The 26,521-nt window shown below is 65.2% G+C and carries 22 protein-coding genes and 1 tRNA gene; 7 read left to right on the top strand and 16 right to left on the bottom strand.

Features of this window, described 5'->3' with window-relative positions; translation table 11 throughout:
• Nucleotides 1–481: 481 nt before the first annotated feature.
• Together AC1DMQ_RS00365 and AC1DMQ_RS00360 are read left to right on the top strand one after the other, a co-directional pair.
• Nucleotides 482–4,369 (top strand): PAS domain S-box protein, encoded by a 3,888-nt coding sequence (locus AC1DMQ_RS00365; protein ID WP_477031559.1) that lies wholly within the window; start codon nucleotides 482–484, stop codon nucleotides 4,367–4,369.
• Entirely contained in the window at nucleotides 4,353–5,003 is a 651-nt protein-coding gene (locus AC1DMQ_RS00360; protein WP_477031558.1) for a response regulator transcription factor, read from the top strand. Before AC1DMQ_RS00365 ends, AC1DMQ_RS00360 begins: the two co-directional genes overlap by 17 nt.
• A 24-nt stretch (nucleotides 5,004–5,027) precedes the next feature.
• On the opposite strand, the gene AC1DMQ_RS00355 is transcribed toward AC1DMQ_RS00360, so the two are convergent.
• The 8 genes from AC1DMQ_RS00355 to AC1DMQ_RS00320 all read right to left on the bottom strand — a co-directional run bounded on the left by AC1DMQ_RS00355 (nucleotide 5,028) and on the right by AC1DMQ_RS00320 (nucleotide 12,091).
• Nucleotides 5,028–5,927, bottom strand: a complete 900-nt coding sequence (locus AC1DMQ_RS00355; protein WP_477031557.1) for a proline iminopeptidase-family hydrolase — start codon at nucleotides 5,925–5,927, stop codon at nucleotides 5,028–5,030.
• Between the two features lie 208 nt (nucleotides 5,928–6,135).
• The gene (locus tag AC1DMQ_RS00350) at nucleotides 6,136–6,666 is read right to left on the bottom strand and encodes a helix-turn-helix domain-containing protein (protein ID WP_477031556.1); all 531 of its coding nucleotides are present in this window, start codon (nucleotides 6,664–6,666) and stop codon (nucleotides 6,136–6,138) included.
• Nucleotides 6,667–6,958: 292 nt separating this feature from the next.
• Nucleotides 6,959–7,669 carry a YoaK family protein gene (locus AC1DMQ_RS00345; protein WP_477031555.1) on the bottom strand — a complete coding sequence of 237 codons (711 nt, stop codon included), beginning with the start codon at nucleotides 7,667–7,669 and terminating at the stop codon, nucleotides 6,959–6,961.
• Nucleotides 7,666–8,082, bottom strand: coding sequence for a DoxX family protein (locus tag AC1DMQ_RS00340; protein WP_477031554.1), 417 nt, complete (start codon nucleotides 8,080–8,082; stop codon nucleotides 7,666–7,668). The genes AC1DMQ_RS00345 and AC1DMQ_RS00340 overlap by 4 nt, the downstream gene beginning before the upstream one ends.
• A 2-nt stretch (nucleotides 8,083–8,084) precedes the next feature.
• Nucleotides 8,085–9,935 carry an amidohydrolase gene (locus AC1DMQ_RS00335; RefSeq protein ID WP_477031553.1) on the bottom strand — a complete coding sequence of 617 codons (1,851 nt, stop codon included), beginning with the start codon at nucleotides 9,933–9,935 and terminating at the stop codon, nucleotides 8,085–8,087.
• 77 nt (nucleotides 9,936–10,012) lie between these two features.
• Nucleotides 10,013–10,288, bottom strand: coding sequence for a DUF1427 family protein (locus tag AC1DMQ_RS00330; protein WP_477031552.1), 276 nt, complete (start codon nucleotides 10,286–10,288; stop codon nucleotides 10,013–10,015).
• Between the two features lie 51 nt (nucleotides 10,289–10,339).
• A complete protein-coding gene (locus AC1DMQ_RS00325; protein ID WP_477031551.1) occupies nucleotides 10,340–11,005 on the bottom strand; it encodes a hydrolase in 666 nt (221 codons plus the stop codon).
• 345 nt (nucleotides 11,006–11,350) lie between these two features.
• Nucleotides 11,351–12,091, bottom strand: a complete 741-nt coding sequence (locus AC1DMQ_RS00320; protein WP_477031550.1) for an SDR family NAD(P)-dependent oxidoreductase — start codon at nucleotides 12,089–12,091, stop codon at nucleotides 11,351–11,353.
• An 87-nt stretch (nucleotides 12,092–12,178) separates the two neighbouring features.
• On the opposite strand from AC1DMQ_RS00320, the gene AC1DMQ_RS00315 reads away from it, so the two are divergent.
• Nucleotides 12,179–12,835 (top strand): TetR/AcrR family transcriptional regulator, encoded by a 657-nt coding sequence (locus AC1DMQ_RS00315; protein WP_477031549.1) that lies wholly within the window; start codon nucleotides 12,179–12,181, stop codon nucleotides 12,833–12,835.
• 209 nt (nucleotides 12,836–13,044) lie between these two features.
• Here AC1DMQ_RS00315 and AC1DMQ_RS00310 read toward each other — a convergent pair whose 3' ends face one another.
• The 5 genes from AC1DMQ_RS00310 to AC1DMQ_RS00290 form a co-directional block, all read right to left on the bottom strand.
• Nucleotides 13,045–14,940, bottom strand: a complete 1,896-nt coding sequence (locus tag AC1DMQ_RS00310) for a helix-turn-helix domain-containing protein (protein ID WP_477031548.1) — start codon at nucleotides 14,938–14,940, stop codon at nucleotides 13,045–13,047.
• Nucleotides 14,933–15,886 carry a TniB family NTP-binding protein gene (locus tag AC1DMQ_RS00305; protein ID WP_477031547.1) on the bottom strand — a complete coding sequence of 318 codons (954 nt, stop codon included), beginning with the start codon at nucleotides 15,884–15,886 and terminating at the stop codon, nucleotides 14,933–14,935. The genes AC1DMQ_RS00310 and AC1DMQ_RS00305 overlap by 8 nt, the downstream gene beginning before the upstream one ends.
• Nucleotides 15,883–18,057 carry a transposase gene (locus AC1DMQ_RS00300; RefSeq protein ID WP_477031546.1) on the bottom strand — a complete coding sequence of 725 codons (2,175 nt, stop codon included), beginning with the start codon at nucleotides 18,055–18,057 and terminating at the stop codon, nucleotides 15,883–15,885. The genes AC1DMQ_RS00305 and AC1DMQ_RS00300 overlap by 4 nt, the downstream gene beginning before the upstream one ends.
• Nucleotides 18,054–18,866 (bottom strand): TnsA endonuclease N-terminal domain-containing protein, encoded by an 813-nt coding sequence (locus tag AC1DMQ_RS00295; RefSeq protein ID WP_477031545.1) that lies wholly within the window; start codon nucleotides 18,864–18,866, stop codon nucleotides 18,054–18,056. The genes AC1DMQ_RS00300 and AC1DMQ_RS00295 overlap by 4 nt, the downstream gene beginning before the upstream one ends.
• Nucleotides 18,867–19,542: 676 nt before the next feature.
• Nucleotides 19,543–19,619 (bottom strand) — tRNA-Arg (locus AC1DMQ_RS00290).
• 113 nt (nucleotides 19,620–19,732) lie between these two features.
• Between AC1DMQ_RS00290 and AC1DMQ_RS00285 the strand changes: the two genes are divergently transcribed.
• The 3 genes from AC1DMQ_RS00285 (at nucleotide 19,733) to AC1DMQ_RS00275 (ending at nucleotide 22,699) form a co-directional block, all read left to right on the top strand.
• Nucleotides 19,733–21,019 (top strand): dicarboxylate/amino acid:cation symporter, encoded by a 1,287-nt coding sequence (locus tag AC1DMQ_RS00285; protein WP_477031932.1) that lies wholly within the window; start codon nucleotides 19,733–19,735, stop codon nucleotides 21,017–21,019.
• Nucleotides 21,020–21,146: 127 nt separating this feature from the next.
• Nucleotides 21,147–22,310, top strand: coding sequence for a sensor histidine kinase (locus AC1DMQ_RS00280; protein WP_477031544.1), 1,164 nt, complete (start codon nucleotides 21,147–21,149; stop codon nucleotides 22,308–22,310).
• Nucleotides 22,307–22,699, top strand: a complete 393-nt coding sequence (locus tag AC1DMQ_RS00275; protein WP_477031543.1) for a response regulator — start codon at nucleotides 22,307–22,309, stop codon at nucleotides 22,697–22,699. The genes AC1DMQ_RS00280 and AC1DMQ_RS00275 overlap by 4 nt, the downstream gene beginning before the upstream one ends.
• A gap of 29 nt (nucleotides 22,700–22,728) precedes the next feature.
• On the opposite strand, the gene AC1DMQ_RS00270 is transcribed toward AC1DMQ_RS00275, so the two are convergent.
• The 3 genes from AC1DMQ_RS00270 to AC1DMQ_RS00260 all read right to left on the bottom strand — a co-directional run bounded on the left by AC1DMQ_RS00270 (nucleotide 22,729) and on the right by AC1DMQ_RS00260 (nucleotide 23,815).
• A complete protein-coding gene (locus AC1DMQ_RS00270) occupies nucleotides 22,729–22,941 on the bottom strand; it encodes a helix-turn-helix transcriptional regulator (RefSeq protein WP_477031542.1) in 213 nt (70 codons plus the stop codon).
• A complete protein-coding gene (locus AC1DMQ_RS00265) occupies nucleotides 22,938–23,339 on the bottom strand; it encodes a hypothetical protein (RefSeq protein WP_477031541.1) in 402 nt (133 codons plus the stop codon). Before AC1DMQ_RS00265 ends, AC1DMQ_RS00270 begins: the two co-directional genes overlap by 4 nt.
• 101 nt (nucleotides 23,340–23,440) lie before the next feature.
• On the bottom strand, nucleotides 23,441–23,815 hold the full coding sequence (locus AC1DMQ_RS00260) for a GFA family protein (RefSeq protein ID WP_477031540.1): 375 nt from the start codon (nucleotides 23,813–23,815) through the stop codon (nucleotides 23,441–23,443).
• A gap of 194 nt (nucleotides 23,816–24,009) precedes the next feature.
• On the opposite strand from AC1DMQ_RS00260, the gene AC1DMQ_RS00255 reads away from it, so the two are divergent.
• A complete protein-coding gene (locus AC1DMQ_RS00255; RefSeq protein WP_477031539.1) occupies nucleotides 24,010–26,499 on the top strand; it encodes an ATP-binding protein in 2,490 nt (829 codons plus the stop codon).
• Nucleotides 26,500–26,521: the final 22 nt, after the last annotated feature.

Genomic DNA, 26,521 nt, shown 5'->3' with positions numbered 1-26,521 from the left:
CGAATTGATTTCCAAAGGTTCAACAAGCCACCCTCCTCTGATTGTGCATCGAGGCTAGGGTGTCGTGTCGGACGGGTTCAATTCGTCCATGGTCGCGCTTCTCTCTCCGTAGGACGCGTCCTGCTCGACGTTCGTCTAGCTGGGCCTAGCGCCTTGCATCACCTTGGCCGCTCTGGCGCCTTGGCACGACGTGTCGACGCGAACCCGCAGCGCGCGCCATCGTGCTGACGACCAATCACTTTCCGCCCTAACCTATCGTCGAGTACGGCTAGACCTTGGTTGAGATGGAACGCGAACTTCGATTTCGTTAGGTTGAACTGCGTGGGAGAGACAGGCCAGGGCTCCTTTGCGGCGCCCTCGCACGTCATGCCCCAGATCACCGAAAGATCAGACTCTGGAACAGCTCCATCGCGACATCGAGCGCCTGAGCCATCTGCCCGAAACCTGGAAGGGACTTGATCCCACTTCCATCGCGGAAAGCGTGCTCGACACCTTGCTCGACATGCTCGCCCTGGATTTCGTGGGCCTGCGATTCAACGACACCACGCACGTCTTCCTGCGCGTGGCTCCAGCGTTCGGCGAGACATGCCAGCCTGAAGACATCCGCGCCGCCTTGGAAAGCGGATCCGCCATCGAGACGTCCGGGGCCAGGCAGACGATCGGCGGCGAGGCGATGTCGGTCGTCCAATGCCCGTTGGGCGGAAACGCCAGCATTGGTGTGATCCTGGCCGGCGCGCGCCGCGCCGCCTTCCCGGATCGGATGGAGCTTTCGAAGCTCAAGCTCGCCGCGTCACAGGCCGGCCTGGCGTGCCGCGAGATGCGTGAACTGAGCGACCGGCGGCCGCCCGCGGACTTTCGCGACAAGCCCCTTTCCGAGGCGGCCTTGGCGGAAAGCGAATGGCGGCTTCATCTGACCATCAACACCATCCCGACCATGGCCTGGTCGACGACGGCGGACGGACTGATCGACTTCTGTAATCAGAATTTCGTCGACTATGTCGGATGGACGGCCGAGGAGATCGGCGGCCAGGGCTTCTGGCCGATCTTCCACCCAGACGACACCGCTCACCTGCTGGCTTCGTGGCAGGAGATCATGGCCACCAAGCGTCCCCGCGATGTCGAGGGCCGCATCCGGCGCGCCGATGGCGAGTACCGCTGGTTCGTGCTGCGGCAGAACCCGCTGTTCGACGCGGATGGCAACGTCATCAAGTGGTACGGAGCGGGTACGGACATCGAGGATCGCAAGCGCGCCGAGACAGCGCTCAAGGAGACCCAGGCCGCCCTGCTAGCGAGCGAGCAGAACCTCAACCTGATCATCAATTCGCTGCCGGTCCTGGTCTGGTCCGCACGGCCCGACGGCAGCGCCGATTTCATCAATCAAAGCTGGCGTGAGTACGCCGGAGAACCGGCCGACAAGATCCTGGAATGGGGCTTCCTGGATCTCTATCACCCCGACGACGTGGCGGGCATGGTCGAGATCTGGACACGGGATCTGGCCCACAGCGACCAGACCTCGCTGAAGGGGCGCATCCGTGGCGCCGACGGCCAGTACCGCTGGTTCTATTTCGCGGGCCGTAAGCTCACCGACGCCAACGGCGTCGTGCGATGGTTCGGCTGCAACATCGACATCGAGGATCTGCAGCGGGCTGAGGACGCGCTGCGGGCCAGCGAGGCGGCCCTGCGCGAGAGCGAGCGGGCGCTGAGCCTGATGCTCGACACTATCCCCGGCATGGCTTGGTCGACCACGGCCGAAGGCTACGCCGACATGTTCAACAAGCAGTTCATCGATTTTATCGGGCTGCCCGCTGAAGAGCTGGCGGGAACGGGGTTCCTGGCGCAGTTCCATCCCGACGACGTCGACCGAATGGTGGCCGAATGGCAGGTCATGATGGCCTCCAAGGCCGGCGGCGACATCGAGGGCCGGTCACGTCGGGCCGATGGCGAGTATCGCTGGCTGATCTGCCGCTGCAGCCCTTTGCTGAACGCCGACGGAGAGGTCGTACGCTGGTATGGCGTCAACCTAGACATTGAGGATCGCAAATGCGCCGAKGCCGCGGTGGTGGCGAGCGAGCGCAATGTCAGCCTTATCCTGGATTCGCTTCCGGTCCTGATCTGGTCCGCCCAAGCCGGCGGCAGCGCCGACTTCGTGAACCAGAGGTACTTGGACTTCGTCGGTCTTCCCGCCGAAGAGGTCCTGGACTTCGGCTTCGCCAACGTGATCCACCCCGACGACGTGGACAGCTTGATGGAGGCCTGGCTCCAGGCTCAAGACAAGGACACCTCGCTCGCACAGGCTCGGATCCGGCGGTTCGACGGAGAGTATCGATGGTTCTATTTCGCCGGCCAGAAGTTTGCCGACGCGAACGGAACCGTTCGGTGGTTCGGGGTCGATCTGGATATCGAGGACCTCAAGCGCACCGAGGAGGCCCTCAAGGCCAGCGAGGCGGCGCTACGGCAAAGCGAGCAGGCGCTAAGCCTTACGATCAGCACCATCCCCGCCATGGTCTGGTCGACAAGACCCGATGGCATGCTGGATTCGTGGAACCAACCCTTCCTGGATTTTGCGGGCGTCGCCTTCGAGGAGATCGAGGGCGAAGGCTACTATCGGCTTTTTCATCCCGAAGACGTGGAGCATCTGCGCTCCGTCTGGGACGAGATCGTCGTTTCAAAGCGGCCTAGGGAGGCGGAAGGCCGCATGAGGGGCCGCGATGGCGAATACAGGTGGTTCACACTTCGCCAAAGCCCGCTGTTGGACAACGATGGAAACGTTCTCAAATGGTACGGCATCGTTGTCGATATTGAGGACAGAAAGCGAGCAGAGGAGGCTTTGCGCGCCAGCGAGGCCGCGCTTCGGGGCAACGAGCGCCGGCTTGAGCACATCATCAATGCGGTCCCCGGCCTTGTCTGGTCGGCCGACGCGGACGGCGCCATCACGTTCCTGAGCCAGCAGTATCTCGATTACATCGGCCAGGGGGCCGAGCCGGCGCTGTCCGGCGGATGGATGAGCGCGATCCATCCCGAAGACGTCGCGGGACTGCTTGGCGCATGGGAGTCCGCCATGGCCCGGGGTGTCGCGAACGAGCACGAGGCACGCCTACGGAGGGCGGACGGCAGCTATCACTGGATGCTCTTTCGAGCGAGCCCCTCCTTCGACGACGCAGGACAGCTCACCGAATGGTTTGGCGTCAATATCGACATCGAAGACAGGAAGGATGCGCAGGACGCGCTGCGCGACAGCGAGGCGGCGCTCCGCGACAGCGAGCGCCATCTGCAACAGATCCTCTCGTCGATCCCCGGCTTGACGTGGTCGTCCGACGGGAACGGAGCTACGACATTCTGGAGCCAGCAGTACCTCGACTACGCGGGCGCGCAGCTCGAAGACGTCCTGGGTTATGGCTTCGCCAACTACATACATCCCGATGACCGAGACCCGATCATGGAGTTGTGGGGCCAGATCATCGCCGCTGGAACGCCTGGAGAAGCCGAGCTGCGCCTGCTGCGGGCGGACGGCCAATATCGCTGGTTCCTGATCCGGGCGTGCCCGTTCTTCGACAGCGCCGGCAACCTCACACAATGGTTCGGCGTCAATGTCGACATCGAAAACCGCAAACGGGCGGAGGAGAACCTCCGGCAAAGCCAGAATGGACTGGCCCATATGACGCGGATGACGACCATGGGTGAACTCGCGGTGTCGATCGCCCACGAGGTCAATCAGCCATTGATGGCGGTCGTCACCAATGCCGGGGCGTGCTTGCGCTGGCTGAACGCAGATGCGCCGGATCTCGCCATGGCGCGTCAGGCCGCCGAACGCATCGTGCGCGATGGGCATCGGGCGGGCGACATCATCACCAGCCTGCGTAATCTGGCGCGCAAATCCGCGCCGCGTTTGGACCGGGTGCGCCTGGACGAGGTCATTCCCGTAGTGCTTGACCTGCTGCAGGGCGAATTCAGGCGCCACGGCGTTGTCGCAAAAGCTCAGCTTGGCGATTTCGGCATCGCCATCCGAGGCGATAGCACCCAGTTGCAGCAGGTCGTGCTGAATCTGGTCATGAACGCCGTCGAGGCTATGGCTGCCGCAGCCGAGAGCCCGCGAAGCCTGACCGTGCGCGCCGAGATCCGCGACGGCGACGCGATGGTGACGGTCACGGACACAGGACCGGGTCTGGTGACCGATGACCCCGAACGCCTATTCGAGGCCTTCTTCAGCACCAAGGCCGAGGGGATCGGCATGGGACTTTCAATCTGCCGCTCGATCATCGAAGCCCACGGGGGCAGGATCTGGGCGTGCAACAACGGGTCGCGTGGCAGCGTGTTCAGTTTCACCCTGCCCTTGGCGGAAGGATACGGCGTTGATGTTTCCAACGGCTAAGGACGGCGAGGGCGAGCGCGTCGTCGCCGTCATCGACGACGATGAAAGCGTTCGCGAAGCCCTGCGCGGCCTCTTCCAATCCGTGGGGCTGGTGACCGAAATCTACGGGTCCGTGCAGGGGTTTCTGGATTCCGGCCAGATGGAACGGGCAGGTTGCATCGTTCTGGACATTCGGCTGCCGGGTCGCAGCGGTCTGGAGTTCCAGGAAGCTCTGGCCAGAAGCGGCGCACCCCAGTCGGTCGTACTGATCAGCGGCCATGTCGACGTCCAGATGGCGGTTCGGGCGATGAAGGCCGGCGCGGTGGACGTGCTGACCAAGCCAGTGCGCGAACAGGATCTTCTGGAGGCCGTGAACAGGGCCTTGGCCTCGGACCGGCAACGCCGGGAAGAGGCCAAGGGCGACCAGGTGCTCCGCGCCCGTCACCAGACCCTTTCCGAACGTGAGCGGCAGGTTTTCGCCTTGGTGGCGGCCGGCTTGCTGAACAAGCAGGTCGCCGACCGCGTCGCGATCACCGAAGCCACGGTGAAGCTTCACCGCAGCCAGGTCATGAAGAAAATGGGGGCAGAGTCCTTAGCCGATCTGGTGCGGATGGCCGATCGGCTGGCCAGGGCCGAGGCAAGCCCGCAGCTCTGAGCCCGTGGTCTCGCCGGCGAGGCCTCACGCCTCGTTCATGAAGCCGCGCAGCAGGGCGTTATACTGCCCCGGCTTCTCGTTCATCGTCAGGTGCGAGCATCCGGTCATCACCGCCAGGCGCGCCTTGCCAGCGATCCCGTCGCGAAGGGTCTCGTGGCAATCGAGAGTGATCTCGTCGAATTCGCCGGTGGTGATCAGCGTCTTCTGGGTGATCGCCTTGAGGTCTCTACGACGATCCCAGTCCTTGATCTTGCCGACGATGGTGAACTCGTTGGGACCGTTGAGCACGCGATAGGCCGGCGACTTCGAAAGCGCCTCCAGCGTCGCCAGCACCTCCCGGCTAGGCGGAACCCGCAGGACGAAGGTGTCGTAGAACTTCTGGACGAGCTCGGCATATTCGGGCGTGGCTGTCTTGCCCGCCTTTTCCAGGGCGTGGATCTTGTCGCTCCAGCCCTCAGGCATGGTGGCGAACAGTCGATCAAAACCAGCCATGACCTGCGGAATGCTGGCCATGGCGCCGCTCAGGATCAGGCGGTCGACGCCCCTGCCCCGCCCTTGGCAAAGATACTCGATGGCCAGCAACGCACCCCACGAGTGGCCGAGCAGAACCACCCGGTCCAGACCCAGGGCCGCGCGCACGGCGTCCAATTCATCGACCGAGCGCTGGATCGAGTAGACGCTATCGTCTCCCGGCGCGTCCGCCCGGCCGCAGCCCAATTGATCGTAAAAGATCACCGGACGTTCGTCGGCCAGGGCCTGTAGCGGCAGCAGATAATTGTGCGACGATCCGGGACCGCCGTGCAGCGTCAGCAACGGCGTCTTGCCGCCCGATCCGAACTTTCGCCAAAAGATCCTACCGCCGGGCACGGTGGCGTAGCCCTCGGTCTGGAGCGCGGCGGAGAAGGCGGCGGCCGAAGTCGCCATGGCGGCGCCCAACATTTTAGCGCCCGATCGCAAGGCGCGCCGACGGGTCCAGTTGCTGGTGGTCATGGTCGATACTCCGGAAGATGACTGAAGGGGCTCCCCGCGCCTGAACAGCGTCTAGCGCGTGCGCGCCGGCGCCACGAGAAAGCGAAATGAAGCTCAAGATTTCCAGGAAGGGGCCTGCCGTCCGCGCCGCCCGGGCGGCCGGCTAGGCCGACAATCGACTCCCGGCGGCTTGGCGCCGCCACCGTCCCGGTGTGCACCCCATGAGATTGCCGAACGTCCGCGTAAAGTGCGCCTGATCGGCAAAGCCGCAGGCCAAGGCTATCTCACAAAGCTTGCCGGCGCCGCCGACCAAGAGGCCGCGCGCGCGTTCGACGCGCCGAGCCGCCACGAATCTGGAGAATGTGACGCCAAAGGACTGGCGAAACCGTCTGGAGAAGTAGCCAGGGCTGAGACGAGCATGAGCCGCCGCCGCCCTCGGCGACATCGCGCCGTGCAGGTCCGCGTCGACATAGTCACGGACCCGTTTGACCTGCCATGGGAGCAGACCTGCCCAGCGCTCGTTTTGCGCGCTCGCCGGCGGGTCTTGCCTGATCTGCCGGCCACGGCCGTCGCCGAAGACATCCACGCCCGAATTGAGGCGCGCGCGGGCGGTTGGCATGAAAGTCATCAGGCCCGGAGGGCGCGCGGGCATGCTCGCTGGGCGCATTGTTGAAAGGCTTTGGGCATACTGCATGGGTCGTCTCCACCATGATGATTTCACCCGGCAGCCTAGGAGAGACGCGCAAAGTCGTGTCGTTAAGCGCAGTAAAGCCCCGTCAAGTTTGATATTCGGCGGCCTCGCTGCAGGTTTCGCCTCGACCATGCCAGTGAAGACGGTTCGACTTGGTCATGCTGTTCGACCCGTGGCTTAAGCCGTCGTCAAAAGCGGTACTGCATGATCGCCATCACGAAGTCGCCGTCGCGACCGCCGGCGGCCTTGAACGCAGCGGTGGCCAAGACGGCGGCGAGAGCGATCGCGATCGGGTTCATGACCGCTCGCCCCGGACGGCGTGAAGGACCGCCAGCACCGCCACCACGACAACACCCATCGCAAGGCTCCAGGCGCCGGCGACCAGCACCCCGACCGCGCCGCCCATGGCGCCGAGCGCGAAGGCGGCGACCGGCGGCCAGGTCTTGCGGATCCGCGCCTTCAGCGCCTCGTCCGGGCGGCCGCGGGCGATGGCGAGATCGACCAGGTCGATAGCGATCTGGGTGACGTTGCCGGTCATCATGGTGGTCGGCGCCAGATGGGCGAAGACGACACGCGCGCCGACGTTCTGCACCGCCATGGCGACCACCCCCGTCAATCCGGCCAGCATGACCGGCGGCGCGTTGGCGCTGGCGGCGGGCAGCGCCCACACGGTCAGCAGCATAAAGGCCAGCAGCAGAGCCGCCTGCAGGGCCAGGACCAGAACCTCGCAAGGCTGGCCTCGGGTGTTGCGCCAGCGGATCAGCGCATAGGTGGCGGCCACCGCGCCGATGAACACCGGCAGGGCCAGAAGCTTGGTGGCGAGCCCGCCGGCGTCGCCCGCCAGACCCACGCCCAGCATGACGATATTGCCGGTGGCGTGTGCGACGAACAGACCGAACAACAAAACGAAGCCGATCACGTCGACATAGCCCCCGACGAAGGCCATGCCCACACCGGTCAAACCGGCAAGGTGGGTCTCCTTGGTCAGGAACGGGCGCGGGCTCATGCGACACGCTCCTTCTCGATGAAAGCCGCCGCCAGCATGAAGCCGCCGATCAGGCCGATGTGCTCCAGGAAGGTGTTCAGGGCGTGGAAGCGCTCGGCCGGGTCTTCAACCGTCCAATAGGGATGGGCGATCAGGGTGGCCAAGCCGGTGAAGACGCCCAGGGCGCCGGCCGCTAGCCAGCCCAGCCGACCCAGGATCAGCAGAACCGAGCCGCCCAGCTGGACGATGATCGTCAAGGCCACGACCAGACCGGCGGGCTTGAGGCCGAAATGGGCGGCCTCGCCCAGCGCATCGGGCAGATGGGTCAACTTGTAGAGGCCGGCGAACCAATAGGGCGTGGTGAGGACGGCGCGCGCGATGGGTCCAAAGGCCGGGCCGCGCAGCAGGGCGGCGATGGGTTGGGGCGTGGTCATGATCACACCGCCCAGCAGCCGCAGCCCATGGCGCCCCAGAACGAGCGCGCATCGGCGGCCGGGGCTTGCCGGGTATAGGCCGACGCGTGGTCGTGGCCGTGGACATTGCAGCCGCTGGCGCAGCCGCAGGCCGAGGCCAGGGCGCGGGCGTGACCGCGCGAGCGCTCCTGGTAGCCGCCGAAGGTGCGCACCGGCGACCAGTCGGGCATCGGCGGCGGCAGGCTGGGCGCCAGCTTGTCATACTCGCCCTGGCCATGGACCACCTTGCCGCCCAGCAGGGTCAGGACCGCCGACAGGTGCGGGATCTCCTCCTCGGGCACGGTCATGTAGTCGTCGGCCAGCACCGCCAAGTCCGCCAGTTGGCCAACGGCGATCTGGCCCTTCTTGCCTTCCTCGTTGGAGAACCAGGTGTTGGCCGTGGTCCACAGGCGCAAGGCCTCCTCGCGGTCCAGGCGGTTGGCCAGAGGATAGAGGTGCGTGCCGCCCACCGTCTTGCCGGTCACCAGCCAGTTCAAGGAGACCCAAGGATTATAGCTGGCCACGCGGGTGGCATCGGTGCCGGCCCCCACCGGGACGCCGGCCTTCAGCATCTTGTTGATCGGCGGCGTCGCCTCGGCGGCCTTGGCCCCATAGCGGTCGATGAAGTACTCGCCTTGGAAGGCCATGCGGTGCTGCACGGCGATGCCGCCGCCCAGGGCCGCGATGCGGTCAATGTTGCGGTCGCTGATGGTCTCGGCGTGGTCGAAGAACCAGTGCAGCCCGTCGAAGGGCATGTCCTTGTTGACCTTCTCGTAGACGTCCAGCGCCCGATCGATGGTCTGGTCGTAGGTGGCGTGCAGCCGCCAGGGCCAACGGTTCTCGACCAGATGGCGGATCACCGGCTCCAGGTCTGTTTCCATATTGGCCGGCATCTCAGGCCGCTCGACGCGGAAGTCCTCGAAGTCGGCGGCGCTGTAGACCAGCATCTCGCCCGCGCCGTTGTGGCGGTACTTGTCGTCGCCCTGGCCCGGCTTGACCTGCTTGGACCACGACTGGAAGTCCGACAACTCGGCCTTCGGCTTCTGGGTGAAGAGGTTGTAGCTGATGCGCAGGGTCAGCTGGTCGTCGGCGTGCAGCTTTTCGACGATCTCGTAGTCGTCGGGATAGTTCTGAAAACCGCCGCCCGCGTCGATCACGCCGGTCACGCCCAGGCGGTTCATCTCGCGCATGAAGTGGCGGGTGGAGTTGAGCTGGTATTCCGGCGGGAGCTTGGGGCCCTTGGCCAGGGTGGCGTAGAGGATGGTCGCGTTGGGCTGGGCCAGCAGCAGGCCGGTGGGCTCGCCCGAGGCGTCACGCTGGATCTCGCCGCCGGGCGGGTTGGGCGTGTCCTTGGTGTAGCCGACGGCGCGCAGGGCGGCGCGGTTGAGCAGGGCGCGGTCGTAGAGATGCAGGATGAACACCGGCGTCTCGGGGGCGGCGGCGTTGATCTCGTCCAGGGTCGGCAGGCGCTTCTCGACGAACTGGTGCTCGGTGAAGCCGCCGACCACGCGCACCCACTGCGGGGGCGGCGTGTTGGCCGCCTGCTTCTTCAGCATGGCCATGGCGTCGGCCAGGGTCGGCACGCCGTCCCAGCGCAGCTCCATGTTGTAGTTCAGCCCGCCGCGGATGATGTGCATGTGGCTGTCGATCAGGCCCGGGATCACCCGCCGACCCTTCAGGTCGATGATCGTCGGGTTCGGGCCGGCGGCGGCGCGGACCTCGCCTTCCTCGCCGACGGCGGCGAACTTGCCATCCCGGACCAGGGCGGCCTCGGCGCGCGGATTGCTGCGATCAAGGGTCGTGAACTTGCCGTTGATGAGGAGCAGATCGGACATGGGACGCCTTTCAGCGAAAGCAGAACTGGAAAGAAAGGCCGCGCCGAGGGCGATGGCTTGGCGACGGTCGAGCGGGCTCATGCCGGGTTCTTCGGCGGCTGCGGTTCTGGGCCGGCCGCGGCGATGCCTTGAGGACCCAGAACTCGACCCGCGCATTCGGAGGTCTTGAGGTAGGCGACGACCGGCGCCTTGGTCACCAGCCGCTTGACGATCGGAACGGCCTGCTCGCCCAGCAACATGCCGAGCAGCCCCAGCAGCGCGATGGCCGGCGGCGCGGGCGAGCGAACATTGAGCAGGGAATAGATCACGCCTACGAGCAGCCCGGCGCCGAGCGAGAGGAGGTAGGGTTTCATGACGGGGCTCCAAAACGAGGGCGGCTTGGCGCCGCCCCCATCGCTATCGGGTCAGGCGGCGGCCGCGTCTTGTTCAGAAGCGTTGAACATCGTCTTGGCGTAGGTGATGCCAAGGCCGTAGGCGCCGCCCCGTTCACGGGCGATCCCGGTGGTCAGGTCGTAGGTCTCGCCGCGCGCCCAGTCGCGCTGCAGCTCCAGCAGATATTGCAGCGACGTGATCGGCTGGGCGCCGGCCTGGATCATGCGCGAGACCGCGCGCTCATGCGCCTCGGTGGAGACATCGCCGCTGGCGTCGGTGATCACATAGACCTCGAAGCCCTGGTCCAGAGCCGAGAGCGCGGGACCGACGATGCAGACCGAGGTCCACAGGCCGGCCAAGACGATCCGCGACTTGCCGATGGCGTTGACCTCGGCGATCACCGCCTCGTCCTCCCAGGTGTTCATCGACGTGCGATCCAGCAGGACCTTGCCCGGGAAAGGCGCGGTGACCTCAGAGAACATCGGCCCGGAGAAGCTTTTCTCGGCGACGGTGGTCAGGATGGTCGAAACGCCGAAACCGGCCGCGGCGCTTGCGACCAGACCGGCGTTGTTGCGCAGCTCCGTCGCCGAAATCGACTTGGTCGCGAAGGCCATCTGCGACTGGTAGTCGATCATGATCAGGGTGTGGTCGGCGGCGTTCAGCAGGCGAGCGCCCGGGGTCGCAGTGGCTTGGGTCATGGCTGGGTCCTTCGATGCTTGGAGGACCGCTCCCCGGCCGCCCCGTTGTTTTGACAAGGACACTTTGACCGCGAGGCATCGCCACATAAATGGAAAGTATCGAAATCTATCGTTTCTAAATTCTCACCCAATGAAGCGCCGCGGCAGCCACGAGACGGCTGAACCGTTCACAGCGCGGCGTTCTTTTTTTATCAGAATCTCAAGCCGCAGTCGGCTGCGCCACGTCGGTCCAAGGCACGCCCATCTCAAAGGGTGCATGCACGCGAGGAAAGCCGACGTCGCCCAAGTCGGCTTACAGCCGGCGGAGGTCGGTAGAGGGCGCGAAACGCCCTCTACCGCATTGTTTTAGGTCAGAGCGCCGCCGTCGACATTCAGGATCGTCCCGGTGATATGACGCGCGGCGGGCGAGGCCAGGAACGCGACCGCGGCGGCCACATCCTCAGGCTTGCCGTAGCGGCCAAGCGGCATCAGCGAGCGCTGGAAATCGGAGAACTCACCGTCGGCTGGGTTCATGTCGGTGTCGGTCGAGCCCGGTTGCACCAGGTTCACGGTGATGTCGCGCGGACCAAGTTCACGGGCGAGGCCCCGGTTGAACGACTGCAGCGCTGACTTGGTCATGTAATAGGCCGAGCCCGCATCGCCCACGATGCGGTCGGCGCCCGCCGAGCCGATGGTGATGACGCGACCGCCGGCCTTCAGGTGTGGAATCGCCGCCTGGGCCGCGAAGATCGGCGAGCGCACGTTCACCGCCAGCAAGGCGTCGACGTCCTCCTGGCTGATCTCGGCGAAGGGCGCGTACCGGGCGATGGCGGCGTTGTTGACCAGAATATCGAGACCGCCGAGCGCGGCGACCGCCGCTTCCACCGACTGCTTCACCGCCGCGACGTCGGCGCTGTCAGCCTTGATGGCGACGGCTTTGCGGCCCTTGGCCTCTATGCGCCTCACGACGTCCGCAGCCTTATCGGCGGCGCGTTCGTAGGTGATCGCGACGTCCGCCCCCTGTTCGGACAGTTCCAGGGCGATTGCGGCCCCGATGCCTCGGGAAGCGCCCGTCACCAGGGCGCGCTTGCCAGCCAAATTCGTCATGTCGGTCCGGAGTCCATTTCTAGAGTGATCGATACACAAATAGTGGGAAGGTTGCCGGGCCGGTTCAAGGGACTTATCTAGCGATCGATGCAGAATTCAGGACGAGATCCGGAAAGCGGTGCAATGTCCGGGCGGGGGCGCGGTCGACCGCGTGCGTTCGACCGCGAGGCAGCGCTGGCGCAGGCGACGCGGCTGTTCTGGGAGAAGGGCTATGAGGCCACGTCCATCTCCGACCTGATCGCAGCGATGGGGATCGGTGCGCCCAGCCTTTACGCGGCGTTCGGCTCGAAGGAAGCGCTGTATGGCGCAGCGCTCGACTATTACCGTCGGACTTACGACGAGATGGGCTGGGGCGGGTTTCGGGCCGGCGCAACGGCGCGCGAGGCCGTGGCGGCGTGGCTGCTGGACTCCGCCGCCGCTTTGACCGGTTCGCTGTGCGACATGCCCCGGGGCTGCATGGTGACTTTGTCGATGGTCGGCGACGAAGACCACGCTGGTCTGGGCGAGACGGTTCGCGCGGCGCGCCTCGGCAGCCTTGAGCGGCTCAAGGCGCGATTGAGCCAAGGTGTCGCGGACGGCGAGCTTCAGGCCGGAACCGACGTTCACGCCCTCGCCCGCTTTGTTCAGACCGTCCAGAGCGGGATGTCGATCCTGGCGCGGGACGGAGCGACGCGGGAGGAGCTGGAGACCGTGGCCCGGGTCGCAATGCTGAGCTTCCCCGCGCGCGAAGACCAAAACTCGTAAGCGTCGATGGCGCGTAAGGCGCGACTAGCGCCAGGAGCAGACATTAGGAGCGCTCCAGGAACCGGACCTTACGGTCAGCGCCTAGAAGCAGACCTTCCCAAGGTCGCCTAAGAGTCAGGTTTCCCCGTTCCCGGCGGCGGTCTCGCGCCCGACCTCGCAACTGCCCGGAAGCGACCTTCCGAAGGTCAGTGATGAGTCAGGATCGCCCCCTAGTGCCGGGAGCACAGAATGGGCTCCACGAGCCCGCGTTCGTAGAAGCCTTGGCCAAAAGCACCGCCCGAAGCCCGGTTCTGCAAACTTTGCCATACATCGACGGGTTTTAGCCCGAGCCTGGCCGCGATTTCACGTGTGCTAATCAATTCGCGACCAAGAGCCTCAACATCGGAACGCACGTAGTGGGTCGGCCGCCCTTTGGCATTAACCGGCTCCAGCATCTTGCAGGACCTAAGCCAGGTGATGTCCTGCGCAGTACAGTTGAGATGCAACGCGGTTTCGCCAGGGGAGAGGTGAGGACGCCAATGTTCGCCTAAGTCGCCGTCTTGAAAATCAAAAGGGGTGCGGGCGAAAGGCCCACCCATTATCAACCGTCGCGCTGTTATCGGATGAATGCAGTGTTCGACAAGTTTGGTGTCCAAGTGCGTTCTACGCACACCTCCTGGTAAATCGCCGTTGAGGGCGGCTTGAATTATTCGCGCCCACGGCTTTTCACGACCGCCGACACCCTGCATCACGCGCGATAGCGGCACCCAATTACTCTCCTCTTGCTCGTCTAAGAAACTTGGCCAGCGCATATTCAACAGACTGTAGGCACTGTCGCGCTCAAGTTGGCGATCCCGGAAAAGGTGGGACACCGCTAGATCCTCCTTTAAATGCAACAGGCCGGTCGCCAATAATTGCTCTGCGGCAATTTGCGGAAGTCCCGACTCTGAGCAGAAGTTTTTCCAACCAATTCTCTCTCGAATGCGGATATCGAGGTCCACCACGCTGTTTCGTGGTATCGCGGAATGTTCTCGTATTTCGCCTCCACCATCCTTCATTGCAGGAAGCAAACCAGCGTCAATCAGCGCCCTAACACCTGAGCGCTCGACCTTAAGAAGTCTGGCGGCGGCGCTGATGGTTAGCCAAATCGATTCCGTGGAAGGCCGGTGAGGCGACCTAATCCGAGCATGCCCATACTCAAGGATTCTTCTAACTTCTCGAGCAACAGCGGTCTGTGGCGTGTACTGAGCTACCAGCTGCATCTGAGACCGAAATTTATGCCAAGTCTCCTTATCGAGTTGTTGGAGATCCCAAACTGATCGGGGGAAATCGAGCACGAACCTACAGGCGCTGGCCAAGTCAGCGAGATTCGAGGCTTTGCCGGCCTGTTTGGATCTAGAAAGGCCCCGCATAGGTTTGACGAGGGCGCTGACAAGCTCGTATGCCTCGGTCGCGCCCTCGAGTACAAACGCGGGTGGAATTTCACGAAGGGAACGAGAAACCCGCTCTTCGTCCTCAACGAACAGGTCAGCCAGCCAAGCCAGCGCCCGGCGATCTTTTCTCGGGACCACCTGTCGGTCGGCTTCTGAAACGCTGGCTCCACAGAAGCCGCAAAGATGGAGAGAGTTCGCCGAGCACCAGGTCAATCGCCGACCACACCACGGCCGCGGGCATCGATCGACCAGCAGCTCCCAGCTCTCGGGACAGAAGCCAAGATTGCGCACCATCCACAACGCCTGGTCTGCGCCACTCGGGACGAACATTCGCGGCAAACGTCGGTGTGAGCTGAAAATCATGCTGGGTCTAAGCCAGACGCCGCCCAACCGCCGCCGCCCACCTGAAAGCGGCTCAGCTCCCCATAAGCGATGAACGTCTGCCAACGACAACCCAAGCACTTCCGCCAAAAGTGGAACGTCTTCAGCCAGACGACCGAGGCAATCTCCCTTCAAGTGAAGGTTTACGCCCAAGTCGCTAAGGATGGGCGACGGACTCGGAAGGTAGTTGTGCTCTGCGCTTCGAACCAGGAAGCCAAGCAGGGTTTCACCGGGCTCGGGCGAAAGGGGGAAGAGCAAGCTCTTCCCCACCATCGAGCGCACTCCGTGTGGAGCGATGCCGCCGTCAGGCATTTAGCAACTCCGTGAACGGGTTACGCTTGGCAAAGTCTTGCTCGATGGCCCAAGCATCGACCGCCCAAGCGATGTCCGACGGTTCTAAGAGGGTCGCCTCGCGCCTGATGGCTCGTTCAAGAGCGATTTGGAACAGACGAGAGACACGACCGACAACGCCGGCCGAAACTTCGAATAGTCCCGGCAGCAAACCGGCCTCGCTGAAGTTTGAGCCCTCCGGCAAGATGCCCTGATCGACCACCACCCGTTCCAGCCTCGCGACAAAGCCGGCAAACAGTGCCCGGTCGCTTCCGCTTTCAGGACTCAGAGGGTGCAGTTTACAGGGCGGGAGCAAGCGACCGTTGAGCTGCAGGTTTCGCTTGAACATGCCTTCGGCCTCTTCTGTGCCGAGAAACACCATCGGCACGACGCCTGCGTCGAGCATCCCCTTCAGGGTATCGGTAACGTCGTTTTTGATGCCGTTTCGATAGTTGAGGTGCTGGATCTCGTCGACAATCAGGAGTTCGGTCCCAAACCGCTCGAAGCACGCGAAGACCCTTCTCTTAAGCGTCAACTCGTTCCCATGAGGAGCGTAAGGATCCCCGAAGCGATCGAGGATCGACATCATCAGTTTCTTGGGCGTCGTTCCCCGCTCGAGATTCACCTTGAGGATCGGGATGAAAGTCGAAGTTCTCGGCCGCCGCGTTTCAACCTGGGCCATATAGGCTTCGGCGGCCGTACTTTTCCCAGAGCCCGTGACGGCCAGGACTCGCAAGCCCATTTGAGGTTGGCCGCGAGTACGCACACCCAACTGTTGCAGGTAGTCGCAGCGGTCATGTATCGCGACATGCGGCGGGTAGGGGAAAAAGACCGATTTGAACCGGGCCATCTTGTCGGCGACCTGACTGTTGAGATCCGACGCAGTTCGGTGGAGGGGTGCCAAGTCGGAAGAATCAAAGCGCATCATTGGAAGCTCTCCCAATCGCCGCCGTCCGCCACACCGGGCGACCAATCGACGGCCACCGCTACGGAAGCCCCCTTGGATGATGCCTTTTCGACCTTCCTCCGCCTCTGACCTCGTGCCGGTCTTACGGGTTTAGCGTGGTCGTCAGCCCGCTCAGGGGCCAGCGGTGCCGTAGGAATGGTCGGCGCCATCCCGTCGTGGCGAGGCTGGGCATATGCGACGCGGAGATGACCGCTGGCGATCTGCTCGATGCGAGGTGACGAAAGCAGACGCGCCAACTTCGCCTTATCGCGGGCGATCGCTTTCGCGGATGACGCGCCTTCGATCTGGCTACGGAGGGCCAGCCTGCGCTCACGCCGATCATCCTCATCAACGCAGACAACCTCGCGCTCCCATTCCTGGATGCGCTCGTGCCGCCATTTTGAGAGCCCGCCGGCATAGTCTGGGTCTGTGCAGGGCAGGGTCTCAAACGTGCCAGCCACTCGATTCCAGATATGCACCTCGCCGAGGTTAGCGGGATTGTACTTCACCGTGACTTTGGCTGTTGCAGACCCTTCGCGACGTCGCCGCGACGGCTCTCGTCCCGCCAACTGCTCAAGCAGCGGCCCGACTAACGCAGGTGCATGATACTGAAGTCCGAAGAGAGAAATGCCTGATCTCGAAAGTGTTCGGTCAGTGTGAGCGCCAACCATCTTTTCGAGCAGCCGATCGTCACCGATTACCTGCACGCCGCCTTGGGCGCGAACGCCCTTCGTCCAGACGTTCAACGGGGTGTCCCCCAGGGTTCTGTGGAGCTCTTGGTGATAGACCGCGACGGCGGAGGCGAGCAGCGCTTCGGCTTGGTCAAGCGTCAGCACTGCGTCCTTCCTCGGATCCAGCTCCCAAGCGCGCATTTGCGCTATTGGGAAGGTTCCACCGGGCAACCTCTGGTGCAGCAAGGTGTTGAGGGTGCCGAAGAACCGCTCGACTATGGCTTTGTAGGTCGGAGATTTCACCGGCGCCCATCGAATGCTGGTGCCCACATCCGTCATCGCGGACTCAAACGATGTGCCGATGAACTCCCAGCCATTGTCGACGACGATCTCGTCAAGCTTGCCGTAGATGTCGACCAACTGCGCATTGGCTGCGACGCCGCTCAGCATTTGAATTTTTGGTCGGTTGGCGCGTTTGATGCATTCGGTGATGGAATAGAGCGACGGGGGTTCGAAGCTCAGCACCCAACCGACAACACATCTGGAGTAGACGTCGATCAGGACCGTCAGCCAGGGGCGTCCAAGCAACCGCCAGCCATCCACGTCGACCACAACGAAGAAATCGGCCCTCGTGTGATCCATCGCACCCAGCAACAAAGGGCGATGCGCAACTAGCCCCGTTCCGCAGGCCTTGAAGCGATTGTTGGCCTCCTTGAGTCCATATTTTGCCGCGACGGTGTCGAAGCACTCCGTGAAGCGAACGTGCTTTCTGAAGGTCTCCGAGGATGGAAGTGGAACGGCCGGCAATTTCCGCTCCGCCAGCCATCTGTTGATCTCGATCAGGCGCCATTTAAGAAAATCGAAGGCACCGCGGACAGTCAGCGCCGCGCTTGACCAGTAGGTCATGGCAGTCCTGTGGAGCCGTCGGTGAACGAAGGTTGGCAGCCTCTTCGCGCGGGGAACCCGCCCCGACATGGACACCATCGCCTTCAAGGACCGTGCATCAATACATCCACGCTCCTTCAGCCATCGGCGAACGGTCGTTGGGGAGGGCGGGCGGTGTTCCGACAGTTGCCGAGGCTTTGCCGCCCAAATGGACGCCAGCGCTCGCCGGATGCCGTCGTCGCTGCGCGAATAGGCTGGGATCCTATCGAGCGATTTCAGTACGATCTGCCGAACAAGCGCTCTCGGGTCCTTCTCCATAATCGCGTCGAAATCGTCTTCCCGCGCCTGGGCGATTTGCTGCGCGGTCGTTGTCGCCACCGCGGAGTCGAGACGTCGCACAGCGCCGATCGCAAACTGCTCCTTCAACCAGTCAACGGTCGGCGAAACCGCCTCGCCGTTGTCGAGCGGGATTTGGAAGGGCGCGCCTGAACGTTCGCTCCTGAAATAGAGGAAGCCACCACCCATGGCTTGTTCGAAGTAGTGGCGCTCGCCGCCAAGCTCCCAGAGGTCGCCGACGTTCAATTGGATATTGATCATTGGGATTCCTCCGCCCGGTCGCGGCTTTGGGCGACCCGTTCGACAGGGGTTTGGGGAGTAAGGGGCTTGGAGAGGTCCAGGCGCACAATCCGCCCGACCATCATGGCTTTGAGCTTGGCCGCACCGACCAGCGGTCCGCCGATCAGCTCGGTCAGCCGGCCAACAGGACTGGGACCGTGGCGGTCGAGATGATCGACCACGCAGAAAACGTCGGTTTCGTTATAGTCAGTGAGCTTCCAGGACTGCACGTCCAGAATGTTCGCGTATCGAAGCTCGGGTTCGAACAAGCTCTGCTTTAGAACGATCCGAAACCGCCAGCCAACCTGCTCGCAGATCGCGCGCACGCACAGGAGCTTGAGCTGATAGTCGAGATCTCTCAGTGCTCGACGATCGTTTTTGACTTCGATGAGCTCGATCGCACCGCAGGACAACTGCCTTACGCAGTCGACGATGTAAGCGCGCGGCCGATCTCCCACGGTAAATTCCAAGCGGAAGGGCTGGGCGCGAAAGTCGAGGACGTTGGTGTCGACCTCGCTATGCATGAAGAACGCGCGTTCATTCATGCTCTCGTAGGGCAATGCTCGGCCGGCCTTCCGGCTGGCGTAGACGCCCGTAACTTGATGTCGCCGACCGGTGACAACTGTCCGGATAGGCGCGCCGGACTCAGTGAGCACCAGGGTCGCCAAGGCCGTAAGGCATTTCCAGCACCGTGGTTTTTTGCATTCGCAAACAGTCCTGAGCAAAGCGTCGTCAAGCGTGGTTCGTCGCTGCGGCGAGGCCGAGCGGTAGCGCCGACGGAAGTGATCCATCGTGATCTCCTTCGATTTCAATGCGGGTGAAATCAGCCCAAGCACCAGGGTTCTGCGTCGCAGGGCGCGCAGTTGACTTGTTGGCTCGATGCGGGGAAGATCAGCTATCGCGCCACACGATAGGATTGAGCTTCAATCCCGAAACCGAGCCCAGACCCCACGGTCTCGGGCTTGTTTTCGTTCTGAGCTAAGTCTCAGATTTTAATGCGCTTTAAGGTGGCCACATCAGTCGAGCTCCTTCTCTGAGAAGCGGCGATCGCAGTCCAACTCGCCGTTAATGGCGAGGGATTCGGCCGTTTCTGCTGGAGCGATTTTCGCAAGTTGTTATTGCGGAGTCCCAAGTATTATTTTTTGGGAATACGCAAACATAGACCACCCGGGCTCGACCCCGTAAGTGACACCCCATGGGGTGTCGCCCCCAATACTACAACAACTCAAATATGAAATCAATTCAATGCCTAACGCTGTCTTTATAGCTGCGCGAGCGGCCGACGTCCGCGACACCGCGCATGAGCGCAGATGCCTTCCCATCCTAGCGATGGCTATTGGGCCGAGCAGCTAGCGCTGACGACCTACGGGGTCATCTGTCATGCGGACCGCGGATGGCACCAAAGGGGTGCGTGTGCGCCACTCTTAGCTGGGATTGCGCCAGTTCTAACTGGTTTCGACAGTTAAATGGCGGCCCGGAAGGGACTCGAACCCCTGACCTTCGCTTTAGGAAAGCGCTGCTCTATCCTGCTGAGCTACCGGGCCGCGTTGCGCGGGCTTCGGGTCCATAGCGCAAGTTTCCGGGCGTGCGAACCCCGGGGCGGAAAAGCGGCGCCGGGGGGCGTCAAAGGGGAACGGGCATGGGTCTGCTGCGGCCGTTGAAGACGCTCTATGTCCAGGTGCTGATCGGCATCGCCCTGGGGGTGCTGGTCGGGGCGCTGTGGCCCGACGTCGGGGTGGCGCTGAAGCCCCTGGGCGATGCGTTCATCAAGCTGGTCAAGCTGGTGATCGCCCCGGTGATCTTCCTGACCGTGGCCAGCGGCATCGCCCACATGGGCGACATCAAGGCGTTCGGGCGGGTCGGGGTGAAGGCCCTGGTCTATTTCGAGGTGGTCTCGACCCTGGCGCTGCTGGTCGGGCTGATCGTCGGCCACATCCTGCAGCCAGGCCGCGGCTTCAACATCGACCCCGCGCACCTGGATCCCAAGATCGCCGCCGGCTACCTGGAGAAGGCCCATCACGGCGAGGGGCTGGTCCCCTACCTGCTGCACCTGATCCCCGACACCTTCTTCGGGGCGTTCGCCGAGGGCAACCTGCTGCAGGTGCTGCTGATCGCCATCCTGACCGGCTTCGCCTGCACGCGCATGGGCCCGTTCGGCGACCGGGCGGCGGCGGCGATGAGCGACATGGCCAAGCTGTTCTTCGGGATCATCCACGTGGTGGTCAAGCTGGCGCCGCTGGGCGCGTTCGGGGCCATGGGCTTCACGATCGGCAAGTACGGCGTGGCCAGCCTGATCCAGCTGGGCGCCCTGGTGGCCACCTTCTACGTCACCGCCCTGATCTTCGTGCTGGTGGTGCTGGGGGCGATCGCCTGGGCCAGCGGCTTCTCGATCCTGAAGTTCCTGGCCTATATCCGCGAGGAGCTGCTGATCGTGCTGGGCACCAGCTCGTCGGAAAGCGCCCTGCCCCAGCTGATCGAGAAGCTGGAGCGCCTGGGCGCCAGGAAGTCCGTCGTCGGCCTGGTGGTGCCCACCGGCTACAGCTTCAACCTCGACGGCACCAACATCTACATGACCCTGGCCACCCTGTTCCTGGCCCAGGCCACCAACACCCATCTCAGCTTCATGCAGATGGCCGCCCTGCTGGGCGTGGCCATGCTGACCTCCAAGGGGGCCAGCGGGGTGACGGGGGCGGGCTTCATCACCCTGGCCGCCACCCTGGCCGTGGTCCCCGACATCCCCATCGCCGCCCTGGCCGTGCTGGTCGGGATCGACCGGTTCATGAGCGAGTGCCGGGCCCTGACCAACTTCGTCGGCAACGGCGTGGCCACGCTGGTGGTGGCCAAGTGGGAGGGCGCGCTGGACAGCGACCGATTGTCGCGGGAGTTGACCCGGGGTCCCAACGCCACGCGCCTTGAAGTCATTGAGGATCTTCCCGCCAACTGAGCGGCGCGCGCCGTCCGGGCGTTCCGGATGGCCGCGCGCGCCGCGCGCCGAGCACCCGCCTCCACCTTGTCGCGCCCCCCCTCGCTGGTAGGCTGGCGAAGGGACACGTGTATCGGGAATTCCAAGATTGCTTAACGTCGCGAACGCGGAACGTTCGGAACAGGCTGACCACGCCGCCCTGATCACACTGGTCGAGACGATCGAGGCGTTGTCGGCCACGCGGACGATCGAGGAGGTCGCCGCGGTCGTGCGCTCGGCCGCCCGGCGCATCTCCGGGGCCGACGGCGTGTGCTTCGTGCTGCGCGACGGCGACCTGTGCTGGTACCTGGACGAGGACGCCATCGGCCCGATGTGGAAGGGCCAGCGCTTCCCGATGAGCGCCTGCATCTCCGGCTGGGCCATGCTGCACGGCCAGACGGTGGTGATCCCCGACATCTACGCCGACGACCGCATCCCGCACGACGCCTACCGCCCGACCTTCGTCAAAAGCCTGGTGATCACGCCGGTGCGCGCCAAGGACCCGATCGCCGCGATCGGCGCCTACTGGGCGGTCGGCCAGACGCCCTCGGCCGACACGGTGATCAGGCTGGAGACCATGGCCCGGGCCACGGCGGCGGCGATCGAGAACGCCAACCTCTACGCCTCGCTGAACGAGGCCCTGGACCGCCGCACCTTCCTGCTGCGCGAGCTGGACCACCGGGTGAAGAACACCCTGGCCTCGGTGCAGTCGATCGCCCGCCAGACCCTGCGCAACGCCCCCTCGCCCGCGGACTTCGCCGACTCGTTCGAGTCGCGGCTGATGGGCCTGTCGCGGGCCCACGAACTGCTGACCCGCCAGGGCTGGGGCCGCACCGACCTGCGCGACGTGCTGGAGGCGGCGCTGGAGCCGTTCGGCGGCCTGGCCGATCCGCGCTTCACCGCCCGCGGCCCGGCCATCGCCCTGACCCCGGAGACGGCGGTGGCGATGCACATGACCCTGCACGAGCTGATGGTCAACGCCGCCAAGCACGGGGCGCTGACGGCGATCAGCGGCCAGGTCACCGTGGTCTGGCGGGTGGAGGACGTGCACGGCGTGCCCAGCCTGGCCCTGGAATGGGTCGAGCGCGGCGGTCCCCCGGTGTTCGCGCCCAAGCGCCAGGGCTTCGGGACCCGCCTGCTGGAGCGCGGCGTGGCCCGCGACCTGGCCGGCGAGGCCAAGCTGACCTACCAGCCCAAGGGCCTGACCTACCTCCTGCGCGTGCCGTTGTCGGACCGGATCGTCGCGGGCCCCGTCACGAGGACGTCCGCATGACCGCCGCCCTGAATTCTCCCCAGAACGCTCCCCGCATCATGATCGTCGAGGACGAGGCCCTGGTGGCCCTGATGGTCGAGGACCTGCTGACCGACTTCGGCTGCCAGATCTCCGGCTCGTTCGGCGCGGTCGACGACGCCCTGGCCTATCTGAAGGACGCGGCCGCGCCGCCGCCGGCGCTGGACGGGGCGGTGCTGGACGTCAATATCGGCGGGACGATGGTCTTCCCGGTCGCCGAACGGCTGCGGGCGGCCGGCATCCCGTTCGTGTTCGCCACCGGCTACGGCGCCCTGCCCAGGCCCGGGTTCGAGGGGATCACGGTGCTGAACAAGCCGATCAATCCAGACCTGCTGAAGGACGCGGTCGAGGCGTTCGGCAAGGCGGCCTAGATCCTTCCCCCGCAGCGGAAGGACGGCGCTTAGTCCGCCCCCTCCGCCTTGAACGGATTGAAGAACAGCCCTTCCACCGGCAGGTCGAACAGCGCGGCCAGGCGGAAGGCCAGCGGCAGGGACGGGTCGTACTTGTCGGCCTCGATGGCGTTGATCGTCTGGCGGGAGGCGTCCGCCCGATCCGCCAGTTCGCCCTGGCTCCAGCCGCGGGCCACGCGCTCCTCGCGCAGGCGGTTCTTCACGAGGCCCTCGGCCGGCGCAGCGCCCACCAGCCCAGCCAGCAGAGGATATAGGCGAGGGCCTGGGCCCCGAACACCAGGATGGCGCCCTGGAAGAGCGGCCCCTGCCCGTCGATCGCTGCGGCCGCCAAGAGCGCGACCCCGCCGCCGAACGATGCGCCCCAGTACCAGGAGGTCAGGTGAGCATCCCGCGCCATGTCGTCCAGCTTTCGCCACCAGGGCACGGTCGCCAGGACGACCGCCCCGATCAGCACGGCGCAGGCCAGGATGACGAGGCTCAACGGCAGATGGCCGGGACCTTTCTGGATCAGCAGGCTGGCCAGGACGCCGGCGCCCAGCGCCGCGAGGACCGCCAGGCCCAGCGCCACCCAGATGGCCTTCTGTCGCTTCTCGATGGACATGTCGCTCGCTCCCTTGCCTGTAAAAAGTATTTTACAGACATGAGCTGCCTGTCAAATACTTTTTACAGGCGCTAGGCGATGCCGAGCGGCAGGATCGGCGATCAGTAGGCCTTGCCGTCGTGCTTGCGCACCGGCAGCGCCGACCAGTCGAAGTCGACGAACAGGCGGGCGTTGATGCTGATCCGGGGGTCGTCGAAGTCCGGCTGGCCGCTGTCGAAGCTGGGGAACTCCGAATAGGTCGGGCAGCCGCAGATGGCGCAGTGGTGATGCTGGCCGATGTAGTGGCCCCATTGGTAGGTCGCGACCCGGTCGCGGGCCGTGGTCAGCTTGAACTGGGCCGGCTTGTAGTAGGCGTGCAGCGCCCCGCGCCGAGAACAGAACGAGCAGTTGCAGTCGGCCAGTTCGGTCGGCGCCTGGGTCACCTCGAACTGGGTGGCGCCGCAGTGGCAGCGAGCCTTGAGGGGCAGGTCGGTCATGGCGCTCTCCTTCGTGGATCAACGTCCGGGACCTTAGGCGGCTCCTGCTGACAGCCTGCTGTCAACATGCGACGTCCGGTCGCGGCGGGAGGTCTGCCCCAGGCCTGCTATCGTCACGGTTTACGAATTCTCCACGCGCCCGCGACAACTCCTTGGAGCGTTCGCGACACGTCGGCGAAAAATCGGGCGGGTGCATGGTCGGCAGGACACGGATTTGGTCGGCGGCGGCGCTTGCCGCCTTGCTGGTCGCCGCGCCCCTGGCCGCCGGCGCCGCCGATCCCGTCGCCAAGCCTCCCAGCCCCATCGACAAGCAGCTGGCCGCCGCCAAGGACGCCATGATGGGCGATCCAGCCGCCGCCCTGACCTTGTCGAGCCAGGCCCTGGCCATGGCCAAGGCCGACGCGGGTCCGCATCGCGACCAGGAGATCGCCGCCGCCCAGTGGCTGCAGGGCGAGGCGCTGCTGCGGCTCAATCGTTCCGACGAGGCCGCGCCGGTGATCGCCGCCGGTCTGGCGGTCGCCGCCCGGAAGGTCCCGAACACCAAGCTGCACGGCGACCTGGTGATGACCCAGGCCGCGCTGGAGGCCGATCGTGGCCAGGTCCAGTCGGCGCTGCGCGACTTCCAGGCCGCCTACCGCATCTTCGGCAAGGCCGGCCATCCGCGCGGCCAGGCCGTGGCCCTGCAGAACATCGGCTCGATCTACCAGGACGCCCACGACTACAAGAAGGTGCTGCACTACTACGCCCAGTCGGCCGAGGCCTATCCCGCCGACCAGCTGCTGCAGCTGAGCGCGGCCAACAACATCGGCAACGCCCTGATGTCGGACGAGCAGTACGGCCGGGCGGTCCCCGAGTTCGAGAAGGCCCGCAAGATCGCCCGCCAGATGGGCAGCCCGCAGCTGGAGGCCCGGATCGTGGCCAACCAGGCCATAGCCGAGGCGCACAACGGTCATCCCGACACCGCCAAGAGCCTGATCGACGCCGCCAACGCCCTGCTGCGCCCGCTGACCGACGCCCAGGGCGCCCAGCGTTCGGTGATGAAGGCCACGGTGCAGGTGGAGCTGGCGCGGGGGCGCCCCAAGGCCGCCGCCCAGGTGCTGGCCCCGCTGTTCGACGGCGTGGACCTCAAGACCACAGGCCCCGACTACGCCGACCTGCATTCCGCCGCCTACAAGACGTACAAGCAGTTGGGCCAGACCCAGCTGGCCCTGGACCACCTGGAGGCGTTCAAGCGGCTGGACGACCAGGGCCAGGCCCTGGCCGCCTCGACCAACGCCGCCCTGATGGCCGCCCAGTTCGACTACGCCAACCAGGCCTCGCGCATCGCCCAGCTCAAGGCCGGCCAGTTGGAGCGCGACATCAAGCTGGCGCGGGCCCGCAACCTGGTCGTCACCCTGCTGCTGGTCGGCGCCTTGCTGGTCGCCGCCGGCCTGCTGGCGGCGGTCCTGGGCGTGCGTCGCGGCCGCAACCTGGCCCGCGCCGCCAACGAGCGGCTGCGCCAGGCCAACCAGGCGCTGGCCAAGGCCGTGCGGGCCCGGACCGAGTTCCTGGCCAACACCAGCCACGAGATGCGCACCCCGCTGAACGGCATCCTGGGCATGACCGAGGTGGTGCTGGCCCAGCCCGACCTGGACCCCAAGCTGCGCGACCGGGTCGCCGTGGTGAACGCCGGGGCCGAGACCATGCGGGCCCTGGTCGACGACATCCTGGACATGGCGCGGATCGAGACCGACGGCGTCACCCTGAACCGCACCGCCTTCGACCTGCCCAGGCTGGGCCGCGAGGCTGTGCATCTGTGGTCGGACAAGGCCGCCGCCAAGGGCCTGGCCCTGACCTGCGACCACGCCCAGGCGCCCGGCCGGATCGTCGAGGACGCGGGCCGCCTGCGCCAGATCCTGTTCGCCCTGCTGTCCAACGCCGTGAAGTTCACCGACCAGGGGACGGTGCGGCTGTCGGCGTCGGTCGAGCCCGGCCCCGCCGGCCAAGGACAGATTGGCGAGCGGCTGATCCTCCAGGTCGCCGACACCGGGGCCGGCATCCCGCCCGAGAAGCTGGCCGAGGTGTTCGAGCCGTTCGGCCAGGTCGATTCCAGCCGCACCCGGGCCCATGGCGGGGCCGGGCTGGGCCTGGCGATCTGCCGCCGGCTGGTGGACGCCATGGGCGGCGAGATCCGCCTGGACAGCACGGTGGGCGTCGGCACGACCGCCACCGTCGACCTGCCGCTGGAACGGGCGGTCGCGACGGCCTCGGCCCAGGGCGCGCCCGGGCTGCGGGATTGCGGCCTGCTGTTCTGCGATCCCAATCCCCTGACGCGGTCGGTGATCGCCGGCGTGCTGCGTCCCAAGGTCCGCGAGCTTCGCGCCGTCGCCGGCCGTCAGGAGGCCCTGGACGCGGCCCGGAACGAGCGCTTCGACCTGGCGCTGGTCGAGGCGGCCGAGCTGGGCGAGGATCTCGACGCGCGCCGGGCGGCGATGAGCGCGCTGCGCGACGCCCTGGCCCCGGCCCCGATCGCGGTGCTGCTGGCGCAGGGCGACGACGACCAGGAGACCGCCCTACGTCAGGCCGGCGCCGCCCTGATCGTGCGCAAGCCGGTGACCGCCGCCGGGCTCGTCGAGGCCCTGGCCGCCCTGCTCGAAACGCAGGCGCCGGACGATCGCGACGCCAGGACGATTGCCACGGCCTGAACGCCGTCTAAACTATTGTTTG

The sequence above is a fragment of the Caulobacter sp. 05L422 genome (genome assembly GCF_056397765.1).
This window is presented reverse-complemented; position numbering and strand designations above follow the sequence as displayed.